Source organism: Pseudoclavibacter sp. AY1F1 (assembly GCF_002931075.1).
Taxonomy (GTDB): Bacteria; Actinomycetota; Actinomycetes; order Actinomycetales; family Microbacteriaceae; genus Pseudoclavibacter.
Map to the genome: position 1 here is coordinate 152,904 of NZ_PSTQ01000007.1, position 24,456 is coordinate 177,359.

Annotated in this window: 19 protein-coding genes and 1 riboswitch; of the genes, 11 read left to right on the forward strand and 8 right to left on the reverse strand. The window is 69.1% G+C overall.

Annotated features, from left to right (window positions below; genetic code table 11):
- The first annotated feature begins 18 nt into the window (after positions 1–18).
- Positions 19–1,836, forward strand: coding sequence for an ABC transporter ATP-binding protein (locus C5B85_RS12280; protein WP_104286292.1), 1,818 nt, complete (start codon positions 19–21; stop codon positions 1,834–1,836).
- On the opposite strand, the gene C5B85_RS12285 is transcribed toward C5B85_RS12280, so the two are convergent.
- From C5B85_RS12285 to C5B85_RS12295, 3 genes are all read right to left on the reverse strand, one after another.
- A complete protein-coding gene (locus tag C5B85_RS12285; RefSeq protein ID WP_219819404.1) occupies positions 1,833–3,200 on the reverse strand; it encodes an NtaA/DmoA family FMN-dependent monooxygenase in 1,368 nt (455 codons plus the stop codon). The two genes, C5B85_RS12280 and C5B85_RS12285, sit on opposite strands and share 4 nt — an antisense overlap.
- A 26-nt stretch (positions 3,201–3,226) precedes the next feature.
- Positions 3,227–4,381 (reverse strand): LLM class flavin-dependent oxidoreductase, encoded by a 1,155-nt coding sequence (locus C5B85_RS12290; RefSeq protein ID WP_104286294.1) that lies wholly within the window; start codon positions 4,379–4,381, stop codon positions 3,227–3,229.
- A gap of 86 nt (positions 4,382–4,467) precedes the next feature.
- Positions 4,468–7,164, reverse strand: coding sequence for a rhamnan synthesis F family protein (locus C5B85_RS12295; RefSeq protein ID WP_104286295.1), 2,697 nt, complete (start codon positions 7,162–7,164; stop codon positions 4,468–4,470).
- Between the two features lie 41 nt (positions 7,165–7,205).
- Between C5B85_RS12295 and C5B85_RS12300 the strand changes: the two genes are divergently transcribed.
- From C5B85_RS12300 to C5B85_RS12335, 8 genes are all read left to right on the forward strand, one after another.
- Positions 7,206–7,877: a hypothetical protein gene (locus tag C5B85_RS12300; protein WP_104286296.1), complete on the forward strand. Its 672-nt coding sequence runs from the start codon at positions 7,206–7,208 to the stop codon at positions 7,875–7,877.
- Positions 7,874–8,935 (forward strand): DegT/DnrJ/EryC1/StrS aminotransferase family protein, encoded by a 1,062-nt coding sequence (locus C5B85_RS12305; protein ID WP_104286297.1) that lies wholly within the window; start codon positions 7,874–7,876, stop codon positions 8,933–8,935. The genes C5B85_RS12300 and C5B85_RS12305 overlap by 4 nt, the downstream gene beginning before the upstream one ends.
- Positions 8,936–8,980: 45 nt before the next feature.
- Positions 8,981–9,322 (forward strand): VOC family protein, encoded by a 342-nt coding sequence (locus C5B85_RS12310; protein ID WP_104286342.1) that lies wholly within the window; start codon positions 8,981–8,983, stop codon positions 9,320–9,322.
- Positions 9,323–9,347: 25 nt separating this feature from the next.
- Positions 9,348–9,457: riboswitch (TPP riboswitch) on the forward strand.
- A gap of 25 nt (positions 9,458–9,482) precedes the next feature.
- On the forward strand, positions 9,483–10,124 hold the full coding sequence (locus C5B85_RS12315; protein ID WP_104286298.1) for a YkoF family thiamine/hydroxymethylpyrimidine-binding protein: 642 nt from the start codon (positions 9,483–9,485) through the stop codon (positions 10,122–10,124).
- Complete coding sequence (locus C5B85_RS12320; RefSeq protein ID WP_104286299.1) at positions 10,121–10,711, forward strand: ECF transporter S component; 591 nt, start codon at positions 10,121–10,123, stop codon at positions 10,709–10,711. The genes C5B85_RS12315 and C5B85_RS12320 overlap by 4 nt, the downstream gene beginning before the upstream one ends.
- Positions 10,701–12,437: an ABC transporter ATP-binding protein gene (locus C5B85_RS12325; protein ID WP_104286300.1), complete on the forward strand. Its 1,737-nt coding sequence runs from the start codon at positions 10,701–10,703 to the stop codon at positions 12,435–12,437. Before C5B85_RS12320 ends, C5B85_RS12325 begins: the two co-directional genes overlap by 11 nt.
- Positions 12,434–13,204 carry an energy-coupling factor transporter transmembrane protein EcfT gene (locus tag C5B85_RS12330; protein WP_104286301.1) on the forward strand — a complete coding sequence of 257 codons (771 nt, stop codon included), beginning with the start codon at positions 12,434–12,436 and terminating at the stop codon, positions 13,202–13,204. Before C5B85_RS12325 ends, C5B85_RS12330 begins: the two co-directional genes overlap by 4 nt.
- Before the next feature lie 31 nt (positions 13,205–13,235).
- Positions 13,236–14,591: an NtaA/DmoA family FMN-dependent monooxygenase gene (locus C5B85_RS12335; RefSeq protein ID WP_104286343.1), complete on the forward strand. Its 1,356-nt coding sequence runs from the start codon at positions 13,236–13,238 to the stop codon at positions 14,589–14,591.
- Here the strand turns inward: C5B85_RS12335 and C5B85_RS12340 are convergent.
- The 4 genes from C5B85_RS12340 to C5B85_RS12355 form a co-directional block, all read right to left on the reverse strand.
- Positions 14,561–16,135 carry an aldehyde dehydrogenase (NADP(+)) gene (locus C5B85_RS12340; RefSeq protein WP_258070767.1) on the reverse strand — a complete coding sequence of 525 codons (1,575 nt, stop codon included), beginning with the start codon at positions 16,133–16,135 and terminating at the stop codon, positions 14,561–14,563. The two genes, C5B85_RS12335 and C5B85_RS12340, sit on opposite strands and share 31 nt — an antisense overlap.
- Before the next feature lie 437 nt (positions 16,136–16,572).
- Entirely contained in the window at positions 16,573–17,262 is a 690-nt protein-coding gene (locus C5B85_RS12345) for a GntR family transcriptional regulator (protein WP_258070761.1), read from the reverse strand.
- A 121-nt stretch (positions 17,263–17,383) separates the two neighbouring features.
- On the reverse strand, positions 17,384–17,926 hold the full coding sequence (locus C5B85_RS12350; protein ID WP_104286304.1) for an EVE domain-containing protein: 543 nt from the start codon (positions 17,924–17,926) through the stop codon (positions 17,384–17,386).
- Positions 17,927–17,954: 28 nt separating this feature from the next.
- On the reverse strand, positions 17,955–18,491 hold the full coding sequence (locus tag C5B85_RS12355; protein WP_104286305.1) for a DUF4916 domain-containing protein: 537 nt from the start codon (positions 18,489–18,491) through the stop codon (positions 17,955–17,957).
- Between the two features lie 31 nt (positions 18,492–18,522).
- On the opposite strand from C5B85_RS12355, the gene C5B85_RS12360 reads away from it, so the two are divergent.
- Positions 18,523–19,221 carry an alpha/beta hydrolase gene (locus C5B85_RS12360; RefSeq protein WP_181064417.1) on the forward strand — a complete coding sequence of 233 codons (699 nt, stop codon included), beginning with the start codon at positions 18,523–18,525 and terminating at the stop codon, positions 19,219–19,221.
- A 48-nt stretch (positions 19,222–19,269) separates the two neighbouring features.
- On the opposite strand, the gene C5B85_RS12365 is transcribed toward C5B85_RS12360, so the two are convergent.
- The gene (locus tag C5B85_RS12365) at positions 19,270–19,449 is read right to left on the reverse strand and encodes a PspC domain-containing protein (RefSeq protein ID WP_068479399.1); all 180 of its coding nucleotides are present in this window, start codon (positions 19,447–19,449) and stop codon (positions 19,270–19,272) included.
- Positions 19,450–19,575: 126 nt separating this feature from the next.
- On the opposite strand from C5B85_RS12365, the gene C5B85_RS12370 reads away from it, so the two are divergent.
- Positions 19,576–24,450 carry a DEAD/DEAH box helicase gene (locus C5B85_RS12370; RefSeq protein ID WP_104286307.1) on the forward strand — a complete coding sequence of 1,625 codons (4,875 nt, stop codon included), beginning with the start codon at positions 19,576–19,578 and terminating at the stop codon, positions 24,448–24,450.
- Positions 24,451–24,456 lie beyond the last annotated feature (6 nt).

Consider the following 24,456-nt stretch of genomic DNA (forward strand, 5'->3'; position numbering starts at 1 on the left):
TAGGCTCGTGATGCGCCGATGACCTCAAAGCCCCGCCAGATCCAGGAACTGCGTCGGATGCTCTTCGAGGTCTTCTCGGTCTCGACGAGGCGCAAGCTGATCCTGCTGGTGCTCGGCACCACGTTCGCCTCGGTGCTGGACCTGGTCGGGGTGCTCGCCATGGTGCCGCTCATGTCTGCGCTCAGCGGCGACATGTCCGCGACGATCGCTGGGGCCAAGCTCCTCGACCCGCTGCTTCCCCCCACCTCGAGCCCGAACTACATGCTCGCGGCCGCGGGGCTGCTCGCCGGCGCGTTCATCCTCAAGGCCGTCTTCGGTCTCGTATTTCGCTGGTGGGCGTCAGGAGTCCTCGCGCACGAGCACGTCCGGGTCGCCTCAAACCTCATGCGCCGACACTTGCTCGCGCCCTACTCGATGCACCGCCGCCGCGGCTACGCGGAGCTGTCGAATGTCCTCGGCACGGTCGTCGGGATGGCGTTCAGAGCCATCTCGACGGTGCTCGGGATCATCGCCGAAGTGCTGTCGCTGCTCATGCTCGCTGTCGCCGTCATGATCATCCAGCCGGTCCTGGCGATCGCCTCATTTGCTCTCATCGCGATCCTCGGCTTCGTCTTCCAACGGGTCGTGCGAGCACGCCAGGAGCGTCTCGGGCGCCTGAGCATCCAACTGTCACAGGCCTCTGGGGCCGCGACGCTGCAAGCCTACGGAGGCGCCCAGGAAGTCAAGCTCCGAGACAACGCGGGCCCGTTCGTCGACGAGTTCGAGCGTGCCAACAGTCGATCAGTGGATGCGCAGCGTCAGCTGGGCTTCCTCGCCGAGCTGCCGAAGCACGTCTTCGAGATCGTGTTCGTGTTTGTGCTCGCGGGGGCAGCGGTCGTGCTGTTCTTGACGACGGGCGGCAGTGGCGCCTCCCTGGTCGCGCTCGCGACGTTCGGCGTCGCTGGCGTGCGGATGCTGCCGAGCGCCGTCCGCCTGCTCGGCTCGGCCGGGGCGCTCAAGGCCTCCTGGCCCGGCGTCGAGGCGCTCCTCGAGGAATACGACGAGCTCGATGAGCTGGACGAGCACGTGCCCCCGCTCGGGGAGGTGAGCTTCGCGGGCGACCTGAACATCGACGGGGTGAGCTTCGCGTACGCGGATGCGCCGGACATCCAGGTGCTGAAGGGTGTTGCGCTGAGGGTGCCGCGCGGTTCGAGTGTCGCTCTGGTCGGACCATCTGGCTCTGGGAAGAGCACGCTCGTCGACCTCGTCCTGGGACTCCAGCGGGCGGGCGCTGGACTGCTCACCTCGGGAGGGCTCGACATCTGGACGTCGATCGGTGACTGGCGGGCCGACGTTGCCGTCGTGCCGCAGGAGGTGTTCCTCCTGAACGACACGCTCCGGAAGAACATCGTCTTCGATGTCCCAGACGAGGCCATCGACGAGGACCTCCTCGCCGACGTCGTCCGCCGAGCCCAGCTCGACGACCTCGTGTCAGCCAGCGCTGACGGTCTGGATCTGGTGGTGGGCGACCGCGGTGCGAGGATCTCCGGCGGGCAACGACAGCGCGTGGGGATCGCGCGCGCCCTGTACCGACGCCCGCGGCTGCTGGTGCTCGACGAGGCGACAAGCGCCCTCGACAACATCACCGAGCAGCGCATCACAGAGACCATCACCGCGCTGCACGGCGACATCACGGTGGTTGTTGTCGCGCACCGGCTGTCGACCATCCGCGACGTGGATCAGTTTGTGGTCCTCGATGGGGGCCGCGTCGTCGCAACAGGATCGTTCGACGACGTCGAGGCGCAGAGCCCACTCTTCGCGGAGCTCGTGCGCCTCGCGTCGCTTCGACGCAGCTAGACCGCGAACGCGCTCGGCGCCCGCGTTCCTCGCCCCGGCACCGGGATGCCGAGGTTGTCGCGCAGAGTCGTTCCCGTGTACTCCTCGCGAAGCGAGCCGCGCTCCTGGAGAATCGGGACCACATGGTCGACGAACTCGTCGATGCCGCCTGGCGTGAGGTGCGAGCCGATGACCAGCCCATCGGAGCCGTCGTTCTGCACGAACTCGTCGATCTCCTCGGCGACCTGGGCGGCCGTGCCGACGTAGCGCACGCCGGCGAGCTCCTTGCGCGCGAACTCGCGGATGCTCCACCCGTTCTCGTTCGCCTTCTCGCGCCACCTGCGGACGGTCGCCAACCGGTCGCCGTAGGTGAACGCGCGGCCCTCGATGATCGGCGCGCTCTCGCCGTCCGGGTCGAAGTCGGGGAGCGGGCCGTCGAAGTCGATCTCCGAGAAGTCGCGATTCCACACCTGCTCGAGCCGAACCTGGATGGTGCGAGCGCTGAGCTGCTGCTCGGTCACCCAGCGGGCCTTCTCCTGCGCCTCATCGCGGGTGTCGCCCAACACGAAGCTCGACTGCGGCAAGATCTTCAGGTCGTCGCGATTGCGGCCGAAACCTTCGACTCGACGCTTGACGTCTGCGTAGAAGTCGCGGGCCTCCTCGAGGCGCGAGTACGGCGAGAAGATGACGTCCGCGTTGGCGGCCGCGAAATCCCGCCCCTGCGGTGAGATGCCAGCCTGCACGATGATGGGCCGCCCCTGTGGGCTCCGCGGTACGGTGAATCGGCCGCTGATGTCGAACTGGCTCGTCTCGACGTCGAAGCGTCCTTCGTCAGCCGAGTCGAGGAACTGACCGGTCTCCTTGTTCGCGACGATCGCATCCGCCGACCAGGAGTCCCAGAGCTCGCGAACCGTGTCGACCGTCTGCTCGGCACGCTCGTAGCGCTCGGCGTGCGGCAGGAATCCGCCGCGGCGGAAGTTCGCGCCCGTGAACGCGTCGAACGACGTCACCACGTTCCAGCCGGCGCGGCCGCCGGACAGGTGGTCGAGGCTCGCGAACTGACGCGCGAGCTCGTACGGTTCGTTGAAGGTGGCGTTGATGGTGCCGACAAGCCCGATGTGCTCCGTGACGGCTGCGATCGCGGCGAGCACGGGGATCGTGTCGGGACGCCCCGAGATGTCATGGTCGAAGATCTCGCCTCGCCGCGAGCGCAGCGCGAGACCTTCTGCAAGGAAGAAGTAGTCGAACTTCCCGGCCTCCGCCTTCTGCGCCACGTGCTTGAACGTCGAGAACTCGATCTGGCTGCCCGCATCCGGGTGCTCCCAGAGGGTGTGCTCGTTGACGCCGCCGACATAGGCGGCGAGGATAATCTGCTTCTTGGTCACTGTGCTCTCCTGATCGACGCTGGCGCTCAGACGGCGGCGTAGCGGTTGGGGACGGTTGTCGGCAGCCCGAGGAGGCCGCGCAGGGAGCGCTCTCCGTAGCTCTCGCGGAACAGCCCCTTCTGCTGGAGGAGCGGCACCACGTCAGCGACGATGCGCGGCAGGTCATCCGTCACGACCCCGGGGTACAGGCGGAAGCCGTCGTAGCCGAGGGCCGAGAGCGTCTCGAAGTGCTCCACGAGCTCAGCGGCGGAACCCGCGAAGACGGCAGGCGGCTGACCCAGAGCCCGACCCTTCGCGTTGAGGCGGGCAAGACGAGCCACGCCGGTCTCCTCCGGCCCGTCGAGGAACACGGCGAGGTCGACGTAGACCGAGAGCTCGCCCGCGCGTTCGACCCTCTTCTCGGCGGCGCGGACCTCGCTCAGGATGCTCACTGCCGAGGCGACGTCGGTGGGGGTCACGAACAGCAGGTCCGCGCTTGCCGCCGCGAACTCGTATGGCACCTCGGCGTGGCCGAGGGCCGCGACGACGGGCTGTCCCTGCGGGGGACGTGGCGTGATCGATGGGCCACGAACGCTGAACCACCTGCCCTCGAACTCGACTCGGTGCACCTTGGCGGCATCGAGGTACCTATCGGTGGACGCATCGCGGATCTCCGCGTCGTCCTCCCAGCTGTCCCAGAGCCTGCGCACCACCTCGACGAAGTCGTTGGCCTCGGCGAACAGCTCACCGATGAGGGGCGCGTCCCTGCGCCCGAAGTGCGAATACTCGGCACCCGGCGAGACCCTGGCCTGCCAGCCCGCACGCCCCAAGCTCGTGTAATCGAGCGTCGCGACGGCTTTCGAGACGTGGAAGGGCTCCGTGTGCGTCGTCGTGACCGTCGGGATGAGGCCGATGTGCTCCGTGACGGGTGCGACCCTGGATGCGATGAGGAGCGCATCCAGGCGACCCCTGACCTCGTCGGTCCGCTCGTCGCCGCGGAGCAACTCGCTGCTCTGCAGCGCAAGCGAGTCCTCGATCGTCGCGAAGTCGAGAAGACCCTGCTCTGCGAGCTGCACGAGCCCCACCCAGTATTCGGGCGTGAAGAGCTCAGCGGGGCGAGCGCTCGGCTCCCGCCAGGCCGCCGGGTGGATACCGGCGCCGTCGAGCGCAACGCCGAGATGAATGCGGGTGGGGTTTGTCATGGGGCGACGCTAGGCCGCGCCCAGTGCCAGGTCCACGGCACGTGACGCGCCCCGTTACGCGTCGAAACGCGGGGACATGTTCGGGCTCAGCCCCGGAACGCTCGCTGCCTTCTCAGGTCTTCGAGACGGATCACGCCGCTGCCTTCGGACCGGCCGACGACAAGCTGTTGGAGCCCGGCTGCTTCACACGACACCCCGAGCAGGCGCTCCACGGCATGCGCGACGGTGCCGTCCGGCCTGTAGACGTCGTCGAACGCGGCCAGGGGGATCTCGAGACGCTGCAGAGGCTCGAGCGCGTTCGAGCGCGCCCAGAACATCGACCCGGCTGGAAAGATGAGACGACCGTTCTCTGGCAGGTTCGGCCACCCGCGGCCCCAGGTGAGGACCTCCGCGATCGCGCGGTTCGGGCCCCAGTTCGTCGCAGCCCCGAGCGAGGGGAAATGCGAGGGGCTCACCATGCCGAGACTCGGCGTCGAGGCGAAGGCTCCGAGGATCGCGTTCACGCCGCCGACGGAGGGCAGGAGGCAGTCGAGCAGGAACGGGAGCCAGTTGGCCAGATGGCTGCTGTGCGCGGATCGCTTCGTGTGGAGGTGCAGCACAACGTCATGGTCAGCGTGCTCGGCCGCGAACCCGTAGATCTTGGGATACACGTCGGTCCCACGGTTCGCGAAGACTCGCACGATCGCCTCGGGGAAGATCTCTCGAAGCTGTGCGGCCTTCTCGTCGGTGTCGGTCGAGACGTAGACGCTCATGGGATGCTCGAGCATCGCCAACCGCTGCGCGAGCACCACTGCGATATCGAGATAGTAGGCGTGCACGAATACACCGACGGGGCGGGCCAATTTCACGGGCTCCGCTGGAGCGAACCAGACGGCGTCACGGGGCGGAAGACCGGTGGTGACTGCTCTCCTGGGCCGCGGAGGCCGCGAGCGCTCGCGCACCCAACGGGGAGGTCTGGTCGCGTCGTACTGCGTCATCCGCTGGATGCGAGCACCCGCATCCTCCACGTCTCGAACCAGTGGCCACGGCGACAGGCCCGCTTGGCGCACGATGCGCAGGTCGAGGTCGCTTCCGGCGTGACTGAGCAGCGAGGTCCCCGCGAACCAGCCACGGTCGCCGGGTCGGATCAGCCGCGCACTGTCACGATCCGACCCCGTCGCCTCGGATCCTCCCGCAGCTTCACCCTGCACGACGGCGACGGATGCGAGCCGCTGCCGCCGAGGCGCCGGCGTCGGCGCCGGCGCCGAGCGAAGCACTCGCCTCGCACGCCGCCGGACGAGTCCAGGCAGCGCGAATCCGCGCAGCAGCAGTCCACGAAGCCTGGGATTGTGCAAGGCCCCCACCGTCGCGAGCTGCGCACGAGCAAGCACCTTCTGCGCAGGGCTCAGTCTCATCGTCTCGCCGCGGACCTCGCCGAGGACCTCGATGACGTCGTCGACGTACGCCTCGAACGATCGATAGCCGCGCCCGAAGGCCCCTCTGGCCCTGCGTGACTGCGCGGTCTCGCGTCCCGCGACCTCGAGGGCCCGACGAGCGAGGGCCGCCTCGTTCGGCACGAACTCCCCTGTGCGCTCGACGACCTCATGGATATCGCGGAGACCGATATCGGCCTCCAGCCCGACGAACGGCACCCCGACACACGCGGCGTCCATGACGGTCGTCGGCCCGGGATCCTGTCGTGAGGCCAGCAGGTAGACATCCGCCGCTGCGTACCAGTCCGCGGGCGACACCTGGAAACCCGGCAGGCACAGTCGCAGCCCGGTTTTCTGGGCGGCTACGGCGAGGGCGCTCGCCCACGCGCTCATCTCCCCGAGCCAGACGAACACGGCGCTCGGCTCGCGCTGCGCGATCAGCTCCGCCGCATTAAGGAACAGGTCGAAGCCCTTGCGGTGATCGGCGTAGCCGGCGGAGAGGAAGACGAAGCTGGACTCGCCGAACTCTTTACGGAGCTTGGCTCGCACCATGCGGTCCCCAGCGCGTGTTCCCTGAGGCGGATGCAGGCCCGGGACGATCGTCCGCAGGTGCGTCCCGTTCGCGAGCGCTGGCGCGAGCCCCGCTTGCATCGACGGCATCGAGGCCACGACCGTGTGGGCGGACTCGAGCGCATCGATCAGGTTGTGCTCGATGAGGTATGCGGGCATCTCATGGATGAGGAGGAGCGCCCGCGACGAGACGCCGAGCTCGGCGACGAGCTGAGCACCCCACCCGGTGTTGCCCAGGACCGGCGTCCACCTGGGTAATTCGCTCCCCATCGAGGCGAGGTTCCAGCCCTCATCGGCGATAAGCGTGGGCCCGGTCGACGTGAAGCGTTTCAGCAGAGGCCCCGCCCGCTGCAAGAGGAAGATCGGCGACCACCCCTGCAGGCGAAGCCTCGAGGCTACGCCAAGCAGAAGGAGCGGCGCCCCGGCGCGCTGCGCGTCGTTCCCGACCAGGAGGACCGGGTTGCGCACCGAGCCCAGCACCTCGCGCATCTTCGCGGCGCTCTCGGCAGCACTCAGGTCGCGGCGTCTCGGAGCGTGCCCCTCGTCGCGCCCGTGGATCGAGTAGTACGCGAGGGGATTCTCTCCTTCAAGCGGCATGTAGGTGCGGCGATAGAAGCTCGGATCGAAGCCGGGGCCAGGTGCCCGCCCCTCGGCATCACCATGGACTGCGAAGTGAAGCCACCCTTGCATCGTGGATGCTGCGACATCCGGGTACGAGGCCCCATACCACTCCGCGTCGAAGAGGGGGTCCACTCGGCTCGCATCGAGTCGGGCGGGCTGCTCGCGTCGCACTACGGCCATGCTCCCGCGCTCCTCTGAAACATTGGACCTAGCATGGTGCAGTGTATGTGATTTCCGACTCCCCCAACCCGTCCCGCATGGTGTGTTTCGGTGCGAGCGGAACCTGCGTCCAGGTCATGCTCGACCTCGTGCATCAGTCCCAAGGAGCCCCGCGCTTCTCTGGGTACGTCGCCGACCGTTTCGGGAGCCGGGTCCACGCTGACGGCCATCCCGTCTCCTCGCTCGAGGAGGTCGCCGAGTGGGGCGATGTCGGCATCGTCGTCCCCATCCACGACCCGCGTGACCGCCGAAGCGTCTTCACGCGTATCCGGAAACTCGGAATCCCCATCCTCGGTTCACGCGGGCTCCCCCACCTCTCGCATCCCGCAGCCGCCCTGGGCGAGGGAGTGATCGTGAGCTCGACGACACGCGTGGGCTTCGCGACGACCATCGGCAACGCCAGCCTCGCGCTCGGCGACCTCATCGCGCACGACGTCACGGTGGGCGAATACTGCACGTTCGCCGCAGGCAGCATCGTGCTCGGGCACGTGAACATCGGCGATGATGTCTTCGTCGGAGCGGGGGCCATCATCAAGAACGGAACCTCGAGCCGCCCGCTGAACATCGGCACCGGCGCGGTCATCGGCGTCGGAGCCGTCGTCGACCGCGACGTGCCACCGGGAGCCGTCGTCATCAGCCCCCGCGCACGACCGTTGCGCGAGGCTCTCTCGTGACGGTCACGCTCGGCCAGCCGCTCACCCCCGACTCGCAGCTGTTCGCCGAGCTTGCCGCAGGCATCTGGGATCGCCACCGATGGACCAACGATGGTCCGCTCGTGCGCGAGCTGGAACAGGGCCTGGGCAAGCAGTTGGGCTGGCGTCACGCTGTCGCGACGAGTTCCGGCACGACGGCACTGACGACGGCGCTGCTCGCCCTCGATCTGACTCCCGGCGGCGAAGTGATCACGACGCCCTTGACGTTCCGAGCCACGTCGCTGGCGATCGAAGCCGCCGGTCTGAAGCCCGTGTTCGCCGCAGTCGACGAGACGACCCTCTGCCTGCACCCGGACGCCGTCGAAGAGGCGATCGGCCCGCGCACGGTTGCGGTCCTCCCCGTTCACCTGTTCGGGCTGGCGGCCGACCCTGCACTCGACGCCCTCGGGGAATCGCGCGACCTGCCGATCGTGTACGACGCGGCCCACGCATTCGGCTTCGATGACATCACCCACCGCGGCTCACTGACCGCGTACTCGCTGCACGCCACGAAGATCCTGCACACGGGCGAGGGTGGGCTCGTCGCGAGTGAGTCGCCCGAGTTGGCGGAGAAGGTCAGGATTGCCCGCAACTTCGGACTCGGAGGTGCCGCCGAGTCCGGGGGCGGAGGGAACGCGAAGCTGCCGGAGCTCTCGGCCGCGGTTGGGCTGGCGCAGTTCACGAGACTCGGAAGCGAGCTGGATGCACGACGTGCCCTGCGCGCGGCCTACGAGGCGCGGACAGACGCGAGCCAGCGCGTGCGACGCCATGCACCTGGCCGCCGTCGGGGGCTCGTCACCGAGGTGCTGAGGTGCGACCCGACCGAGCAGGCCGAGCTTCTGCAGCGCCTCGCCAGCGGGGGCATCATCGCGAGAGGGTTCCCAGCCCTCTGCGCGGACGGTCAGCGCTACTCGCAGACTCCGCTCTTCGGCGCCGGGCGGGCCGAGATGTCGGCACTGGCCGACTCCGTGATTGCCCTCCCCTTCCACAGTCGAGTACAAACCGGCGATCTCGAGCGGTTCTCGGACGCGCTCGCCTAGCGAACGCTGAGGATCCTCGCACGCTCGTCACGCATGCTGGGCGACATGGCTATCAAGGGCGTACTCGCGCAGATCACCGTGTCAGACCTGGCTCAGGCTACGGAATATTACGGCAGGCTCTTCGGGCGCGGACCCGACGAGAATCCGATGCCCGGTCTTCTGGAGTGGCACTTCACTCCGGAGGCCGGAGTGCAGCTGTGGGCGGACCCGGCGAGGTCCGGTAAATCCACGGTGGCGTTCAACGAGGACGACCTCCAGGGCGTCGCCAAGCGCCTGGACACCGCCAAGATCGAGCACGGCGGCATCGAAGACGCCACTCACTTCCAGATCCTTCAAGTGCTCGACCCCGAGGGCAACCACGTCGTCTTCACGAGCGCAGCGGGCTAGTCGCGCGCACCTTCGGGGCTACAGTGTGGCCGTGCACGGGAGCCCGATGAGTCGGGCTGAGAGGGAGTACTCGAACTCCGACCGTTGAACCTGATCTGGGTAATGCCAGCGAAGGGAGTCAACTCACCCGTGCCGTCACGCTCCGACGGAAGGCACGCACATGGAATCCATCACTCAAGACCCACTCGCATTCGGGGTGGGGGCGCGAGTCACCCTCTCGGTCATGTCCGACCGCTACGTCAAGGTGATCCTCGCGGCGGTCGACGCCGCCGATTCCTCTGGCCTGGTGCTCGAGACGGGTGACGTGAGCACGTACGCAGGGGGCGACGAGCAGGCGCTGCTTCGCTGGCTCACCGACCTCACGGCGCACGTCGCCGAGACGGGGCTGCACGCCTCCGTCTCGGTGCTGCTCTCGCGCGGCTGCCCCGGCGAGGCGGTGTGCGACCTGCCAGGCGGCGCAGGGCCTCGGCGAGTGGACGCTCCACGCGGTCGGCACACCGGGAGCTTCGCGAGCGCCGAGTGGGCGCTCTACCCGCTTGAGGATTCTGGCGTGGGTGAGCGGACGCCCGACCACATGCGCGAGATCTACGCCGCCATCGAGACGGCGAAGGTAAGTGGAACGTTCGTGGCGTCAGAGCACTTCGTCACGAAGCTCAGCGGAGATCTCGGACGCATCCTCGAGACCGTTTCGGTCGCGTGGGCTGGAGTGGGAGCTCACGTGCAGCACGTCACGAGCCACCTCACGATCTCGCTCAACAGCCCGAGCCACGCACCCGCGGCCACGGCAGGGGTGCACGCATGAGCCTCAAGCTGCGTGACATCGTCCTCATGGTTGTGCTCGGCACGGTCTTCGGCTTCCTGTACTGGGCGCTCGTCCAGGCCTGGACGGCGCTCTCCATCGCGATGGGGCCCGCAGGCGATCTCGCCCAGCATTTCCTGTTCGGGGGCTGGCTCCTCGTCGCCCCGATCGCGATCGCCATTATCCGCAGACCATTCGTCGGCGTGATCGCCGAGGTGCTGGCCTCCGTCATCGAGGTCGTCTTCCTCGGGTCGGCCGTCGGCCCTCTGTTGTTCGTCGCGGCCGCGATTCAGGGAATCGGCAGCGAACTGCCGTTCGCGCTCGGCAGGTACAAGAAGTACGGGTGGCTGCGGTACGCGATCTCGGGCGCCCTAGGCGCGGGGCTCGTGTTCTTCTACTCCGCGTTCCGCTCCGGCTGGTACGGGCAGGAGATCCTCTTCCTGCGCTTCGGAATCCAGTTGGCTTCCGGCATCATCCTCGGCGGGCTCCTCGCGAAACTCATCGTCGACTCGCTGGTGCGCACCGGCGTGCTCGACAACTTCGCGATCGTGCAGGACACCAAGCCCTTGGCCGTGCGCCGTGTGGTCTGACTTCACACCCCTCGACATCGAGGCCGTGCGTTTCGAGGCCATCCACTCCTCTGGTGATGGGCTCGGCCCCGTGGACCTGCGCGTCGAGCCGGGCGAGCATGTGCTGGTCATCGGGCCGTCCGGGTCGGGGAAGTCGACGCTGCTGCAGGCGCTCAGCGGGATCATCCCCCACGCGGTACCCGCACAGGTCAGCGGCAGCATCCGAATCTGCGGCACGGACACGCAGGAATCCGACGTGCCGTCCATCTCGCGCATGCTGTCCGTCGTGGCACAGAACCCGAGTTCGTCGGTGTGCCTGCCAGATGTCGCCGACGAGGTCGCCTTCCCGCTCGAGAACCACGCCTGGCCGCCCTCCACCATCGGGACGGCCGTGGAAGCCACGCTTGAGTTGGTCGGTGCCGCCTCGCTGGTCGGGCGGCGGTCGGCGACGCTGTCCGGCGGCGAGACGCAGCGGGTCGCCCTCGCGGCGGCGCTCGTGTCCGAGCCGCGGGTCGTTATCCTCGACGAGCCGACCTCGATGCTCGACCCGGAGGGCATCGCATCCGTCCGCCTGGCCGTCGACACCGCTGCCGCCCGCGCCTCCACGATCGTGCTCGTCGAGCACCGACTCGACGAGTATGCGGGAGCCCGCGGCATCGGCGGCCTGCCCGCTCGAACGGTGGTAATCGGGCGGGGCGGCGTCATCGCCCACGATGGACCGACCGCGAGCGTGCTGCTCGAGAACGCCGCAGCGCTGCAGGAGGCCGGCTGCTGGCTGCCGCTGGAGGCAGAGCTCGCCGCGCTCACTGGATCTGCGGGCGGCGTCGAGAACGCGGCCGTCGCGCAGGCCGTGGCTGCACTCGGGCGGGGTGCCGTCCGCTTGGCGGGCGGCCGCACCGCGGGCTGCCAACCCGGTGACCATGACCCCCAGGACCATGGCGCCGATGCCCGCGAGCCCGGAGGCCCCAGCCTCTTCGCCCGCGATCTCGACATCGTCGCCGGAGGTGCGCCGAGACGACGGCGTTCTGCCGCAGATCCGGCGCCGGTGCTGCGCGACGTGAGCTTCGGGCTCCGAGGGGGCGAGCTGGTTGCGCTCCTCGGCCGCAACGGATGCGGGAAGTCGAGCCTGCTGCGCACACTCGCGGGACTCGCGAGGCCGGGAAGCGGACGCGTCGAGGGCCCGCGCCCCGGTCTCGTCTTCCAGAACCCGGAGCACCAGTTCGCGCAGACAACCGTTCGGCGAGAGATCGGGCACGGGCTCGGGGCAGGCGCCGCAGCCCGAGTCGACGACCTCGCCACCCGTTTCGACCTGGTGGACCACCTCGAGCACAGCCCGTTCCGGCTCTCGGGCGGGCAGCAGCGGCGACTCAGCCTCGCCGCCATGCTGGCGCACGAGCGGCCCTTCCTGCTCGCCGACGAGCCGGCCTTCGGCCTTGATCGGCGCTCGAGCATCGCCGCCATGCGGGAGCTCGAGCGCACGGCGGCCTCGGGCTGCGGCGTGCTGTTCTCGAGCCACGAGCTGCGTGCCGTGTGGGCGTACGCCAACCGCGTGCTGGTCCTCGGCGACGGCTATCTCCTCGCCGACACGACGCCCTTCGAGCTGCTCCGCGACGACGCCCTGCTCGAATCAGCGGGACTCGAGCGAACTGGCCTGCTCGACTGGCTGGTCGAGCGCCGCCTCCCTGCCGGGCACGCACGGCGCATCCTGCGCGAGCTCGACGACGTCGCGACCCGGGTGCCCGCATGAGCGCGCGCCCCTACCTTGAGCGCCGCAACCCGACGGTGAAGCTCACCGTGCTCTTCGTCTGCTCACTCGCGACCCTCGCCGTGCTCAACCCGTTGACCCTCGGGGTGCTCACGCTCCTCGCGGTGGTCGCGGTGCTGTCGACGACGAGGATGTCGCCCGTGCAACTGCTGGCCGCATCCGTTCCCTTCGTCGCCTTCGGGGTCGGCCTGCTCACCGTCAACGCGCTCAGCAGGCCAGGCACCGAGCTCTTCCCGGAGTTCCCGGTGCGGGTGACCTCGGAAGGCGTCGCCATCGGCGTCGCGCTCGCGCTCCGCACGACCGTCATCGGCATGCTGTCGATCGCGTTCATGGCGAGCACCCCGCCCCGCGACCTCATGACGAGCCTCACGCAGCATGCCAGGCTCAGCCCGCGCTTCGCCTATGCCCTGCTTGCCGGCTTCCGGCTCCTGCAGCTGCTGCCGAGCGAGTGGCAGAGCATTCGCGCCGCGCAGGCTGTTCGCGCACCCCTGGCTAGGGACGGCATGCCTCGGACGGGGATCGCGTCGTTCGGCTCGGCCGCGTTCTCGCTGCTGGTCGTCTCGATCCGTTCGGGCGAGCGGATCGCGCAGGCGCTCGAATCGAGGGGGCTCGGGGCCGGCCCGCGCACGGTCTGGCGACCGGTCGCGCTCGACGCACGAGACTGGGCGCTTGCGGGCGTCGTGCTCGCGGCCTTCGCGCTCACCGCCGCGCTCGGCGTCGCCGCGGGAACGGGGCTCTCCCTTGTCTGAGACCGCGCGCCGCCCCCTCACCCTCATCGGGATGGTGAACCCACCCACGCAGCGGTTCGCCGCGGCCTGGCGGCACCCCGACTCGGATCGTGACTGGCTTCGTGCCGGTTTCTACGTCGACATCGCCCGACTGCTGGAGCGCGGTGGCTTCGACGTGATGTTCATGCCGGACGCACTCGCCGTGCCGGAGGATGCGCTCGGCGACGTCACGACGACGCTCGCGAGTGGGGGCAAGGGGGCGGTGACCCTCGACCCGATCACGGTGCTGAGCGCCGTCGCCGGCGCGACAACGCGGATCGGCCTCGGCGCCACGGTCTCGACGTCCTTCCTGCCGCCGTACGCCATCGCCCGCACGCTCGCGAGCCTCGATCACCTCTCCGGCGGGCGCGTGGCGTGGAACATCGTGACCTCGACGACGGACGCGGAGGCGCGCAACATGGGCGTCGAGCGCATCGCGCCCAAGTCGCAGCGCTACGCCCGTGCAGACCGGGTCGTCACGCAGGTGCTCCAGCTCATGGAGAGCTGGGCGCCGACGGCGCTGGTCCAGGATGCGCGCGAGGGCGTGTTCGCAGACCAGCTGCGGGTTGCACGAACGCCGGGGCCGCGCGAGCAGGGCGCCGCGCCTGGTCCACTGAGCCTGCCGAGGAGTCCACAGGGGCACCCGGTGCTCATGCAGGCCGGCGCTTCACCCCGCGGGATGGAGTTTGCTGCCAAGTGGGCGGAGCTCGTCTTCGTCTCAGCGGACGGCCTGGAGGGCAACCGCGCCGTGCGCAGCGAGCTGCGCGAGCGCGCACGCCTGGCCGGGCGAGACCCGGACGAGCTCAGGGTGTGCGCAGCGATTCAGCCAATCGCTGGATCGACGAAGATCGATGCAACGTCTCGGCGTGCCTCGCTCCTCGCGCACATCGACGAGGCCTCCGCCGTACGCTCTCTCGTGCGACTCATGCACGCGGACCCTGCCGCTGTCCGACTTCAAGACCCGGCCGTCGACTTCCTCGCCGAGCACCGGGGTGCAACGGGCAGCGACGGATTCGAGGACATGCTGGCCGCGGTGTGTCGACGCGAGGCGTTCACTGTCCGCGACCTGGCGCTCCGACAGTCGTTCGATCAGCTCACCCCCTCGCCAACCGGGAGCGGGGCCAGCATCGCCGAGGAACTGTGCGAATGGCAGGACGCCGGGGCCGCCGACGGTTTCGTCGTGACCCCGGCGATCCTGCCGGGCTCGCTCGAGGACTTCGTCGAGCACGTCGTTCCGGAGCTGCGCCTCCGCGGCCGACTCCCCGCTGAGGGAGCCCCGCCGTCCGCCTCCACACTCCGTGAGCGACTCGCGGCGAAGATCAGTCCTCGCGGCGAAGATCAGCCCTTCGAGCCCCAGGTGATGGACTGACCGGCGGCGGCGCGCTGCTGCGGCACGCCCCAGGGGTTGGCGTCCCGCAGCGGCTCGGGCAGCGCTTCCTGCGGCGCGCCCTGGTAGGCGACGCCGCGCAGGAAGCGGGAGATGGAGGCGGTGCCGACCGACGTGGAGGTGTCGTTTGACGTCGCCGGGTACGGGCCACCGTGCTGCATGGCGGGCGTGACGGCGACGCCCGTGGGCCAGCCGCCGAAGAGCACGCGGCCCGTCTTCCTGGCAAGCCCTGTCACGAGCGCGGAGAGCGCAGACGACTGCTCGCCAGTGGCGGCGTGCACCGTGCCGGTCAGGTTGCCGACATACAGCTCGTCGAGGCTCGGGGCGAGCGTCGCCTCGTCGTCGTACTCGACGATGACGGAGAAGGGTCCGAAGACCTCCTCGAGCAGTGTCTCGTCACCGGCCTGGAGCTTGCTCGCCGACACGGCGACGATCGTGGGCGTCGCCCACACGTTGCCGTCATCGTCGCTGCGCACCGAGCCCTCGGCGACGACGCGCACGCCGTCGGTGCGGAGCACCGAGGAGCGTCGTTCGAGGTAAGCGCGGCCGATGCTCGGGTTGAGGAGACGATGCTCGGCCGCCTGCTCTGCGGCCCGTGAGACGCGCCGCTCGAGCTCGGCGGCCGCATCAGTTGTGGGCACCCAGAGGAAGCCTGGCTTCGTGCAGAGCTGTCCTGCGGAGCCGGCCACCGACGCGGCGTAGCCGCTGGCGATCTCCTCGCCGCGCTCCGCGAGCGCCGCCTCTGTCACGAAGACGGGATTGACGCTTCCGAGCTCGCCGTAGAACTGAATGGGACGCGGGCGGGCTGCCGCCTTATCGGCGAGCAGGCGCCCCACGCGGATCGACCCGGTGAACGTGCCGACGTCGACGCGGTTGTCCTCGAGCACGGTGACGCCGGCCTGCTGGCCGAGCACAAGCGCGAAGACTCCGTCAGGAGCTCCCGAAGCGTGCAGCGCCCCCTCGACGACCCGCGCCGTCGCGACTGAGAGTTCCGGGTGCCCCGAGTGGCCTTTGACGATGAGCGCGCAGCCAGCCGCGAGCGCCGCGGCAGAGTCCCCGCCCGCCACCGAGAAGGCGAAGGGGAAGTTGGAAGCGGAGAAGTTGACGGCCACGCCGACGGGCACAAGCATCCGGCGCACGTCGGGCCGAGGGCCGAGCACGAACTCGGGGTCGGCCTCGTCGAGGCGCACGTCGAGGTAGGCACCGTCGCGGATGACGTCGGCGAAGAGGCGGATCTGCACCGTCGTGCGCTTCAGCTCGCCCGTGAGGCGAGCCTGCGCGAGCCCCGTCTCCCGCATGCCGATCGGGATGAGCTCACCGCCCGCCTCGTCGAGCGCGTTCGCGACCGAGATGAGCGCCGAGGCGCGTTCGGTCGGGGGCGTCGCCGCCCAGATCGGGGCAGCGAGTGCGGCCGCCGCGAGGATCTGCTCGAGCTCTGCGTCACTGGGGTGCGAGGTGGGTGTGCTCATCGTTGAGTCCAATCTAGGATTCGAATTCTGCTGGGAAGGGTCCGTCTGGTCGAGCAGAGAAGCTGGGCATGATCTCGATGGTAACGCTAACACTGCCGGAACGTCGAACCAGATGACGGCCTGGACTCCCGGACTGAGCGCCGCTTCTCTTTCATGGTCACGCCGGGCATGACCTCGTGATGCGAAGGAGAGGGCTGCCCGGAGTGGGGGGCACCCCGGGCAGCCGGCCCAGCGGGAAGAGGGGGATCACCCCGCGGGCCAGACGCAACCGGCGCTATTGCCGGATTGCGTCGCATGGTGCGGGAAGAGGCCCGCAAGCAGACGACAGAGGGCCCCAACATCGACCCCCGTGTCTGCTGCGACCCTACTTGAGGGTGGCCGAGCGCGTCGAGGGCGCACTGCGTGTCGACGCGCACCTGCGCATCAAAGGACCCCCGAACGCCCTACAACGTGAAGGCAGCTGCTCCAGAGCGACCTGCAACGTGCAGGGCCTGTCAGGCTTCTTCGGGGAAGCCTGCCCACCAGCCGACGACGTGCCCGATGTGGCGGTGCATGAGCTCGGCGGCTTCATCCGCCCTGCCGGCCTCAAGGAGCGCAAGCAGATCGGCGTGCTCACGCGACGACGCGGTGAGCTCCTCGGAGCCCAGCATCTCCGTGAGACCCGTAAGCCTGGTCTGACGCCTGAGCGCCGTCACGATGGACACGAGTCGGTCATTGCCGGAGAGACTCAGCAACCGTTTGTGGAACTCGATGTCGACGGCGAGATACAGCGGCAGGTCTCCGGCGGCGGATGCGGCGTCGATCCGAGTCGCGAGGTCACGCAGCTGCGCCCGGGGCTCCTCTGGGAAATCGGAGGCAAGCTCGCGCACGACGGGCACCTCGAGCATCTGCCTGACCTCGACGATCTGCCGAAGCTCCTCAACCGAGACGTGCGTGACCCGGAAGCCCTTATTGCGCACGGGCTCCACGAACCCCAGCTTCTCGAGGTTCAGCATCGCCTCCCGAACGGGCGTCGCCGACACCTCGAACCGCGCCGCGAGCGCAGGCACGGAGACCAGCTCGCCCGCCGCCAGGCCTCCGGAGACAATCGCGGCGGCGACCGAGTCCTCGATCGTGGCGCGGAGGTTCGACTGCTGCACCGCTGGCTTGAAGTCCAACGCGTCGATCATGGACACCCCGTTCATTGAACCCACTCTGGTCGGAAGGCGTGAACACACCTCAGCGGTGTCCATCAAGCACGCTCAATAATGTGTCACATGCGTCCCAAACGCGCGGGTGCACGCCGAACGGCCAGACACGGGATGCTCAGAAACGAATCGAGTACGGGTCCTCGCCCGACTCAGCGTCGCGGTACCCGGACGACTGCTCGGGCTGCGCGAGACCCGTCTCCCTGATGAGCCCCATCCCGAGGATGCTCGGCTCGGGCGACGGCCGCCTGACCGCGTCCTCGAAAATCTCGAAGTCCCGACGAGACAGCTCCAGCCACCCGGCGCGCAACCGCTCCCCCCAGTACTTGTCGTTACGGGTCAGATCCAGCAGATCACGCAACGGACGAATGGGAGCCGGGCGCGACTCACGCATCCACTGCACCTCACGGCGCCACGGCGAGGACCCCCGCCCGCCCGCCCGATACGGCTCATCGTCGAGCACGTAGCCAGCCTGCACAACGCTTCGCAGTGGCTCGCCGTCAGGGTTCACCTCGCGCGGACAGTAGAGAGCGACGCCATCGGAGACCCGCATCTGCTCCACTCCCTCAAACGCGCCCCACGGCGCCTGCACGAAGCCACCCTCGACCATCGCGAGGGCGCGATCGAAGGGCTGCACGACGAGCCAGTAGCGGATGGCCATGGGAGCGAGGCCGAGGTGGAGGCCGCGGCTAGGGCCAGAGGCCGAGGTGGCCGATCGCCGTGCGCAGCACCTGGCCGCGGCCGCCTTCGAGCTCCTCGAGGAGATCCGGGTCGAGTGCCTGCTGAGGAGTGAGCCAGGTGATCTCGAGTGCGTCCTGACGCGGGTTGCATTCCCCCGCGACCGGCACGATGAACTCAAGTGCGACCGCGTGCTGACGAGCATCGAAGAGGCCCGTTCCCGGCATCGGAGAGAACTCCGCGACCGTGAACGGGGCGAGCGCCTGGGGCAGAGCAGGGAACGCCATCGTGCCGAGATCCTTCTCGAGGTGCCGCAGCAGCGCGTCCCGGATCGACTCCCCGTACTGCACACGCCCAGACACGAAGGAGCGCGTCATGACCCCCTGACTGTCAGCACGCAGCAGCACGCCGAGGTGCTCGACCGCCCCTGAGGCGTCGACACGGACCGGGATGGCCTCGACATACAGCATCGGCACGCGACGCCGCACGAGCGCGAGCTCGTCGTCGTTCATCCAGCCGGACTCGGGATCAGGAGTGCGCACCGTCATGACCCCATTGTGGACCATGTATGTTTCCCGGGTGAGCACAGCATCCACAGGTATCGATCCCACGACACTTCTCTGGCGGGGCGGCGACGCCGAAACTGCCGCAACAAGCGAGGTTCCGCTTGTGGTCGGCCTGCACGGCTACGGCGCGGACGGCACCGACATTTTCAGCCTCACGGGAAATCTGCCGCAGGCCTTCCGGTACGTCTCGGTGCCTGCACCGCATGGGCAGGCGGAGGGCGGCAGGGAATGGTTCCCCCTCCGCTTCTCGGACCCCGCAACCGGCGAGGTCGCGATCGACGCGGACGCGCAACAGGGGCTCGAGCATGGCGCCAACGAGGCGGCCTCCGCCGTGCTCGAGCTGCTCGACGGACTCGGCGTCTTCACCTCAGGCGCACCCGTTGTCCTGCTCGGCTACTCGCAGGGCGGCATCGTCGCGATGCAGGCCCTGCGCCAGCGCCCAGGCGCATTCACCGGCGCACTCTTGCTCTCCGGACTCGTCGCGGTCGGCACCGTACCGGGCGACGCCGAACTCGCACTGACGCGCCCACCGGTCTTCTGGGGTCGAGGCGACGCCGACACGGTCATCCCGTCGCTCGCCGTCGAGCACACGGCAGCATGGCTCGAGGCCCACGTCGACGCAGAGATCTACGTCGAGGCGGGCCTCGGGCATGCGGTCTCCGAGCAGGAGCTCCCGCGTCTGGTGACGTACCTCGAGCGGGTACTCGGGTAGCTCGAGCTTGGGCTCGAGCTCGGGCTCGAGCTGAGCTCTCGGTGAGTTCTAGTCGTTCGGGATGAGCAGCCAGAGCGCCAGGTAGATGATGACCTGGGGACCGGGGATGAGCACCGAGAGGACGGTCAGCAGGCGGACGACAAACGGTGACCAGCCGAATCGCTGCGCGATACCCGCGCAGACACCAGCGATGACGCGGCCACTGCGTGGGCGAACAAGACGCTTCATGTGAAATCACTCCTTCAGAACGTGGTGCATCCAGCTTCGCGCATAGCGGCTGAATGCTCGTCCGCCGGCAGGTTGATCCCGTCCTCCTGAAGGCTGATGTCGGTGGTGTGTGGTTCTGTTGTCGTCATGCCTGATTCGACCGCGCTGGACGCGTTCTCCCCCGCCACCCGGGAGTGGTTCCGCGGCGCTTTCGTCGGCCCAACGGCGGTGCAGGAGGCGTCCTGGCGCGAGATCGCCGACGGGCACCACACCCTTGTCGTCGCACCGACGGGTTCCGGCAAGACCCTCAGCGCCTTTCTCTGGGCGATCGACCAGCTGGCGGCCGAGCGCGGTGCGCAGAGCAAGGAGGCGAGCGCCGAGCGCCGTACACGGGTGGTGTACCTGTCGCCGCTCAAGGCCCTTGGCGTCGACGTCGAGCGCAACCTGCACTCCCCCCTTGTCGGCATCACGCAGACGGCGAGGCGGCTCGGAGCCGTCGCCCCGGACATCCGCGTGGGGGTGCGCTCGGGCGACACGAGCCCCGCAGAGCGCAGGCAGCAGCTGCGGAACCCGCCAGACATCCTCATCACAACACCTGAGTCGCTCTACCTCATGCTCACCTCGCAGGCCAGGAAAACGCTGACGGGCGTGACGACCGTCATCATCGACGAGGTGCACGCAGTCGCATCGAGCAAGCGCGGCGCGCACATGGCGCTCACGCTGGAGCGACTCGACGCGCTCCTCGACAAGCCCGCGCAGCGCATCGGGCTCTCCGCGACCGTTCGGCCCCTCGACGAGATGTCCAGGTTCCTCGCCGGAAACGCACCCGTCAAGGTCGTGGCTCCCCCGAGCACGAAGACCTTCAAGCTCGAAGTTCGCGTGCCGGTCGAAGACCTGAGCGACATCGGCATGACGAGGGCGGGGGCCGCAACCCCGACGTCGGCAAACGCATCCGGTGCCACGGCAGACGCCGATCCATTCGCCGACTTCGAGGCGGGCGCTGCCGCAGGCTCATTGCGCGACCCCGCAGCCGACGCCGAGGCATCGGGCTCAGTGTGGCCCCACATCGAGGAGGCGATCGCCGACCTCGTGGAGTCGCACCGCTCCACGATCGTGTTCGTCAACTCGCGGCGCCTCGCCGAGCGCCTCACGGCGAGGCTCAACGAGATCGCCGAGGAACGAGCGGCGGCGGACGCCCCGTCCCTCGAGGGCGCATCCGATCCAGACCCCTACAGCGCCGCAACGCCCGGAGTGCGCTGGTCGTCCGGCGACCACAGCGTTCGGCCGAGCGCCGACCCGAAGCGCCCCCCGGCGGTCTCGATGGGGCAGGCGGGCCAATCCGCTGGAGCTCCACTGTCCTTCGCGCGCGCCCACCACGGCTCGGTCTCGAAGGAGTCACGCGCCGAGGTCGAGAACGCCCTCAAGAGCGGCACGCTCCGCTGCGTGGTCGCGACTTCCAGCCTTGAGCTCGGCATTGACATGGGCGACGTCGACCTCGTCGTGCAGGTCGAGTCGCCGCCGTCCGTGGCCAGCGGACTCCAACGCGTGGGACGCGCCGGCCACCAGGTCGGCGAAACCTCTGAGGGAACGATCTTCCCCAAGCACCGGGCCGATGTGCTGCATTCCTCCGTCCTCGCCTCGCGCATGGTGACCGGTCAGATCGAGCGGATGCGCGTGCTTGCCAACCCGCTCGATGTGCTCGCCCAGCAGACCATCGCGGCCGCGGCCATCGAGGACCTCGACGTCGAGGAGTGGTTCGACCTCGTCCGCCGGTCAGCCCCGTTCGCCTCGCTCTCTCGTCCGCTGTTCGACGCGACCCTCGACCTCCTCTCCGGCAAGTACCCGTCAGACCAGTTCTCCGAGCTTCGACCACGCCTCGTCTGGGACCGCGACCTCGGCACGCTGACCGGCAGGCCAGGCGCCGCCAGACTCGCGGTCACCTCCGGCGGCACCATCCCGGACCGTGGGCTCTTCGGCGTCTTCCTCGCCGGTTCAGAAGACGCGGACGCGCAGCGTGGGCCGAGACGCGTCGGCGAGCTCGACGAGGAGATGGTCTACGAATCTCGCGTCGGCGACATCTTCGCGCTGGGCGCGACGAGCTGGCGCATCGCCGAGATCACCTTCGACCGCGTGCTCGTGACGCCCGCCTACGGGCAGCCAGGCCGCCTGCCGTTCTGGACGGGTGACGCGCTCGGGCGCCCCTCCGAGCTGGGCCAGGCCATCGGCGCCATCACGCGGGAGATCGCTGCGGCCGGGAAGATGCCGGAGGCGCTCTCGGCGCTCATGGACGGTAATGCCGTGCAGAATGCGATCGCGTACGTGCGCGAGCAGCAGGACGCCACTGGCCAGGTGCCAAGCGACCACACCCTCATCGTCGAACGAACGCGAGACGAGCTCGGCGACTGGCGGATCATCCTGCACTCGCCGTACGGCTCCCCAGTGCACTCACCGTGGGGACTCATCATCGCGGCGCGCATCCGTGACCGCTACGGGATCGACGGCGGAGTCGTCGCCAGCGACGATGGCATCATCGTGCGCATCCCGGAAGGCGACGCCGAACCCCCCGGCGCTGAGCTGTTTGTGCTCGAGGCCGACGAGATCGAGCAGATCGTGGCGCGCGAGGTGGGCGGCTCCGCGCTCTTCGCGTCACGCTTCCGGGAGGCCGCGGCTCGCGCGCTGCTGCTCCCGCGCCTCAACCCCGGCAAACGCTCACCCCTGTGGCAGCAGCGGCAGAAGGCGGCGCAGCTGCTCGACGTCGCGAAACAGTACCCGACCTTCCCGATTATCCTCGAGGCCGTGCGCGAAGTGCTGCACGACGTCTACGACCTCGACGCGCTTGTCGACCTCACGAAGCGCATCGCCGGGCGCGAGGTTCGTCTTGTGGACGTCACGACCGAGCAGGCCTCACCGTTCGCGCGAACCCTGCTGTTCGGCTACGTCGGCGCCTTCATGTACGAGGGCGACAGTCCGCTCGCGGAACGCCGCGCCGCCGCGCTGGCGCTCGACACGAGCCTCCTCGCCGATCTGCTCGGCCGAGTCGAGCTGCGCGAACTCCTCGACGCGAAGGTCATCGCCCAGCTGGAAGCCGAGCTGCAGCGCACGGCTCCGGACCGGCAGGCGCGCGACGCGGAGGGCGTTGCCGACCTGCTGCGAGTGCTCGGCCCGGTCAGCGTGGAGGAAATCGCAGCGCGCCTGCGCGGTGACGAGGTCGAGGGCTCCGGAGAGACGACCCCCGGCGCGAGAGTCGAAGTCGCCGAACGCTACGCCGCGGAGCTCGTCGGCGCGAAGCGGGCCCTGCGTGTCCGCATCGCTGGCGTCGAGCGCATCGCCGCTATCGAGGACGCGAGCCGACTCCGCGACGCGCTCGGGGTGGCTCTGCCGATCGGCGTGCCCGTCGCCTTCATCGACCCCGTCGACGATCCGGTCGGCGACCTCGTCTCGCGCTACGCGCGTTCGCACGGCCCGTTCTCGGTCAGCGAGGTGGCGGAGCGCTACGGCACGGGGCAGGCCGTCGTCCGAGAGGCGCTGACGCGTCTCGAGCTGGCCCGCCGCGTCGTGGAAGGCGAGTTCCGCCCCGACCGCGAGGGCTCCGAGTGGGTCGACGAGACTGTGCTGAAACGGCTCCGGGCACGTTCCCTCGCGGCGCTGCGCAGCGAGATCGAGCCGGTCGATCATGCTGCCTTCGCACGGTTCCTGCCGGCCTGGCAGCACGTGGGCGGCGACCTGCGCGGCATCGACGGACTCATCACCGTGATCGACCAGCTCGCCGGGGTGCCAGTGCCAGCATCAGCCCTCGAGAGCCTTGTCCTCCCCGCCAGAGTGCGCGACTACCACCCGAGCATGCTCGACGAGCTCACGACCGCCGGCGAGGTCCTGTGGCGCGGGCACGGCGCGATCGGTTCGAGCGACGGCTGGGTCAGCCTGCACCTCGCCGACACGGCGCACCTCACGCTGCCAGACCAGCCGGAGGGCGAACCGGATGCACGCGGCCGACACATCCTCGACGCGCTGGCAGGGTCGGGACCTGGCTTCTTCCCCCAGCTCTCTCGGCACGTGCGGCTCATGCTCGAACCCGAATCTGTTAGCGACCGCGACCTCTCCGACGCGCTGTGGGCACTCGTGTGGCAGGGGCGTGTGACCAACGACACGCTCGCGCCCCTGCGGGCGCTGCTCTCCGGCGGGCCGGGCGCTGCGAGCACCTCGGCTCACCGGGCGCCGAGCCGAGCTGCGCGCGGCAGGCTGTACCGCGGCCGAGTCGCCATGGCGCCAAGCGAGACAGTCGGCAGCCCAACAGCATCCGCGTTCGCAGCCCAGCGCCCGGCACCATCGCAACCCCACACGAGCGGACGCTGGACCCTCGGACTGAACGGCGTGAGCGACCCTACCGAGCGCGGCCTCGCCATCGGGGATCTCCTCCTCGACCGATACGGCATAGTGACGCGCGGCAGCGTCATGGCAGAGGAGATCCTTGGCGGCTTCGCCCTCGTTTACCGCGTGCTGGCTCGCTTCGAGGAGTCAGGCAAAGCGCGGCGCGGTTACTTCATCGAGAAGCTGGGCGCGGCCCAGTTCTCGACCGTCGGCGCCGTCGACCGCCTGCGCGGCTTCACGAACGAGCTCGACGCGGAGAAGCGGTTCGAGACACTCACGCTCGCCGCCACCGATCCGGCGAATCCCTACGGCGCTGCCCTGGCGTGGCCTGAAGCCGAGGAATCGCGGACCAAGCACCGCCCGGGCCGAAAGGCCGGTGGCCTCGTCACGATGGTCGACGGCGAGCTCGCGCTCTACGTTGAACGCGGCGGCAAGACCCTGCTCACCTTCACCGACTCCGACGAAATGCTGCGCACCGCGGCACGTTCGCTCGCCGAGACGGTGCGGCGAGCCCGCATCCCGAATCTCGTGATCGAACGCGTCGACGGCACGTTCGTGCTCGAGACACCGCTCGCGAGCATGCTGCAAGAGGGCGGGTTCTCGCTCACCACCCGCGGCCTTCGGATGCGCGGGAGCTCAACACACCAACGATGAGAGGCA

Bases quoted from the DNA above. Each gene is read 5' to 3' on its own strand.
- C5B85_RS12295 (WP_104286295.1), bottom strand. From the start codon at position 7,164: ATGGCCGTAGTGCGACGCGAGCAGCCCGCCCGACTCGATGCGAGCCGA.
- C5B85_RS12365 (WP_068479399.1), bottom strand. From the start codon at position 19,449: ATGAAGCGTCTTGTTCGCCCACGCAGTGGCCGCGTCATCGCTGGTGTC.
- C5B85_RS12345 (WP_258070761.1), bottom strand. From the start codon at position 17,262: ATGAACGGGGTGTCCATGATCGACGCGTTGGACTTCAAGCCAGCGGTG.
- C5B85_RS12330 (WP_104286301.1), top strand. From the start codon at position 12,434: ATGAGCGCGCGCCCCTACCTTGAGCGCCGCAACCCGACGGTGAAGCTC.
- C5B85_RS12350 (WP_104286304.1), bottom strand. From the start codon at position 17,926: ATGGCCATCCGCTACTGGCTCGTCGTGCAGCCCTTCGATCGCGCCCTC.
- C5B85_RS12280 (WP_104286292.1), top strand. From the start codon at position 19: ATGACCTCAAAGCCCCGCCAGATCCAGGAACTGCGTCGGATGCTCTTC.
- C5B85_RS12290 (WP_104286294.1), bottom strand. From the start codon at position 4,381: ATGACAAACCCCACCCGCATTCATCTCGGCGTTGCGCTCGACGGCGCC.
- C5B85_RS12335 (WP_104286343.1), top strand. From the start codon at position 13,236: ATGGTGAACCCACCCACGCAGCGGTTCGCCGCGGCCTGGCGGCACCCC.
- C5B85_RS12370 (WP_104286307.1), top strand. From the start codon at position 19,576: ATGCCTGATTCGACCGCGCTGGACGCGTTCTCCCCCGCCACCCGGGAG.
- C5B85_RS12320 (WP_104286299.1), top strand. From the start codon at position 10,121: ATGAGCCTCAAGCTGCGTGACATCGTCCTCATGGTTGTGCTCGGCACG.
- C5B85_RS12355 (WP_104286305.1), bottom strand. From the start codon at position 18,491: ATGACGGTGCGCACTCCTGATCCCGAGTCCGGCTGGATGAACGACGAC.
- C5B85_RS12310 (WP_104286342.1), top strand. From the start codon at position 8,981: ATGGCTATCAAGGGCGTACTCGCGCAGATCACCGTGTCAGACCTGGCT.
- C5B85_RS12315 (WP_104286298.1), top strand. From the start codon at position 9,483: ATGGAATCCATCACTCAAGACCCACTCGCATTCGGGGTGGGGGCGCGA.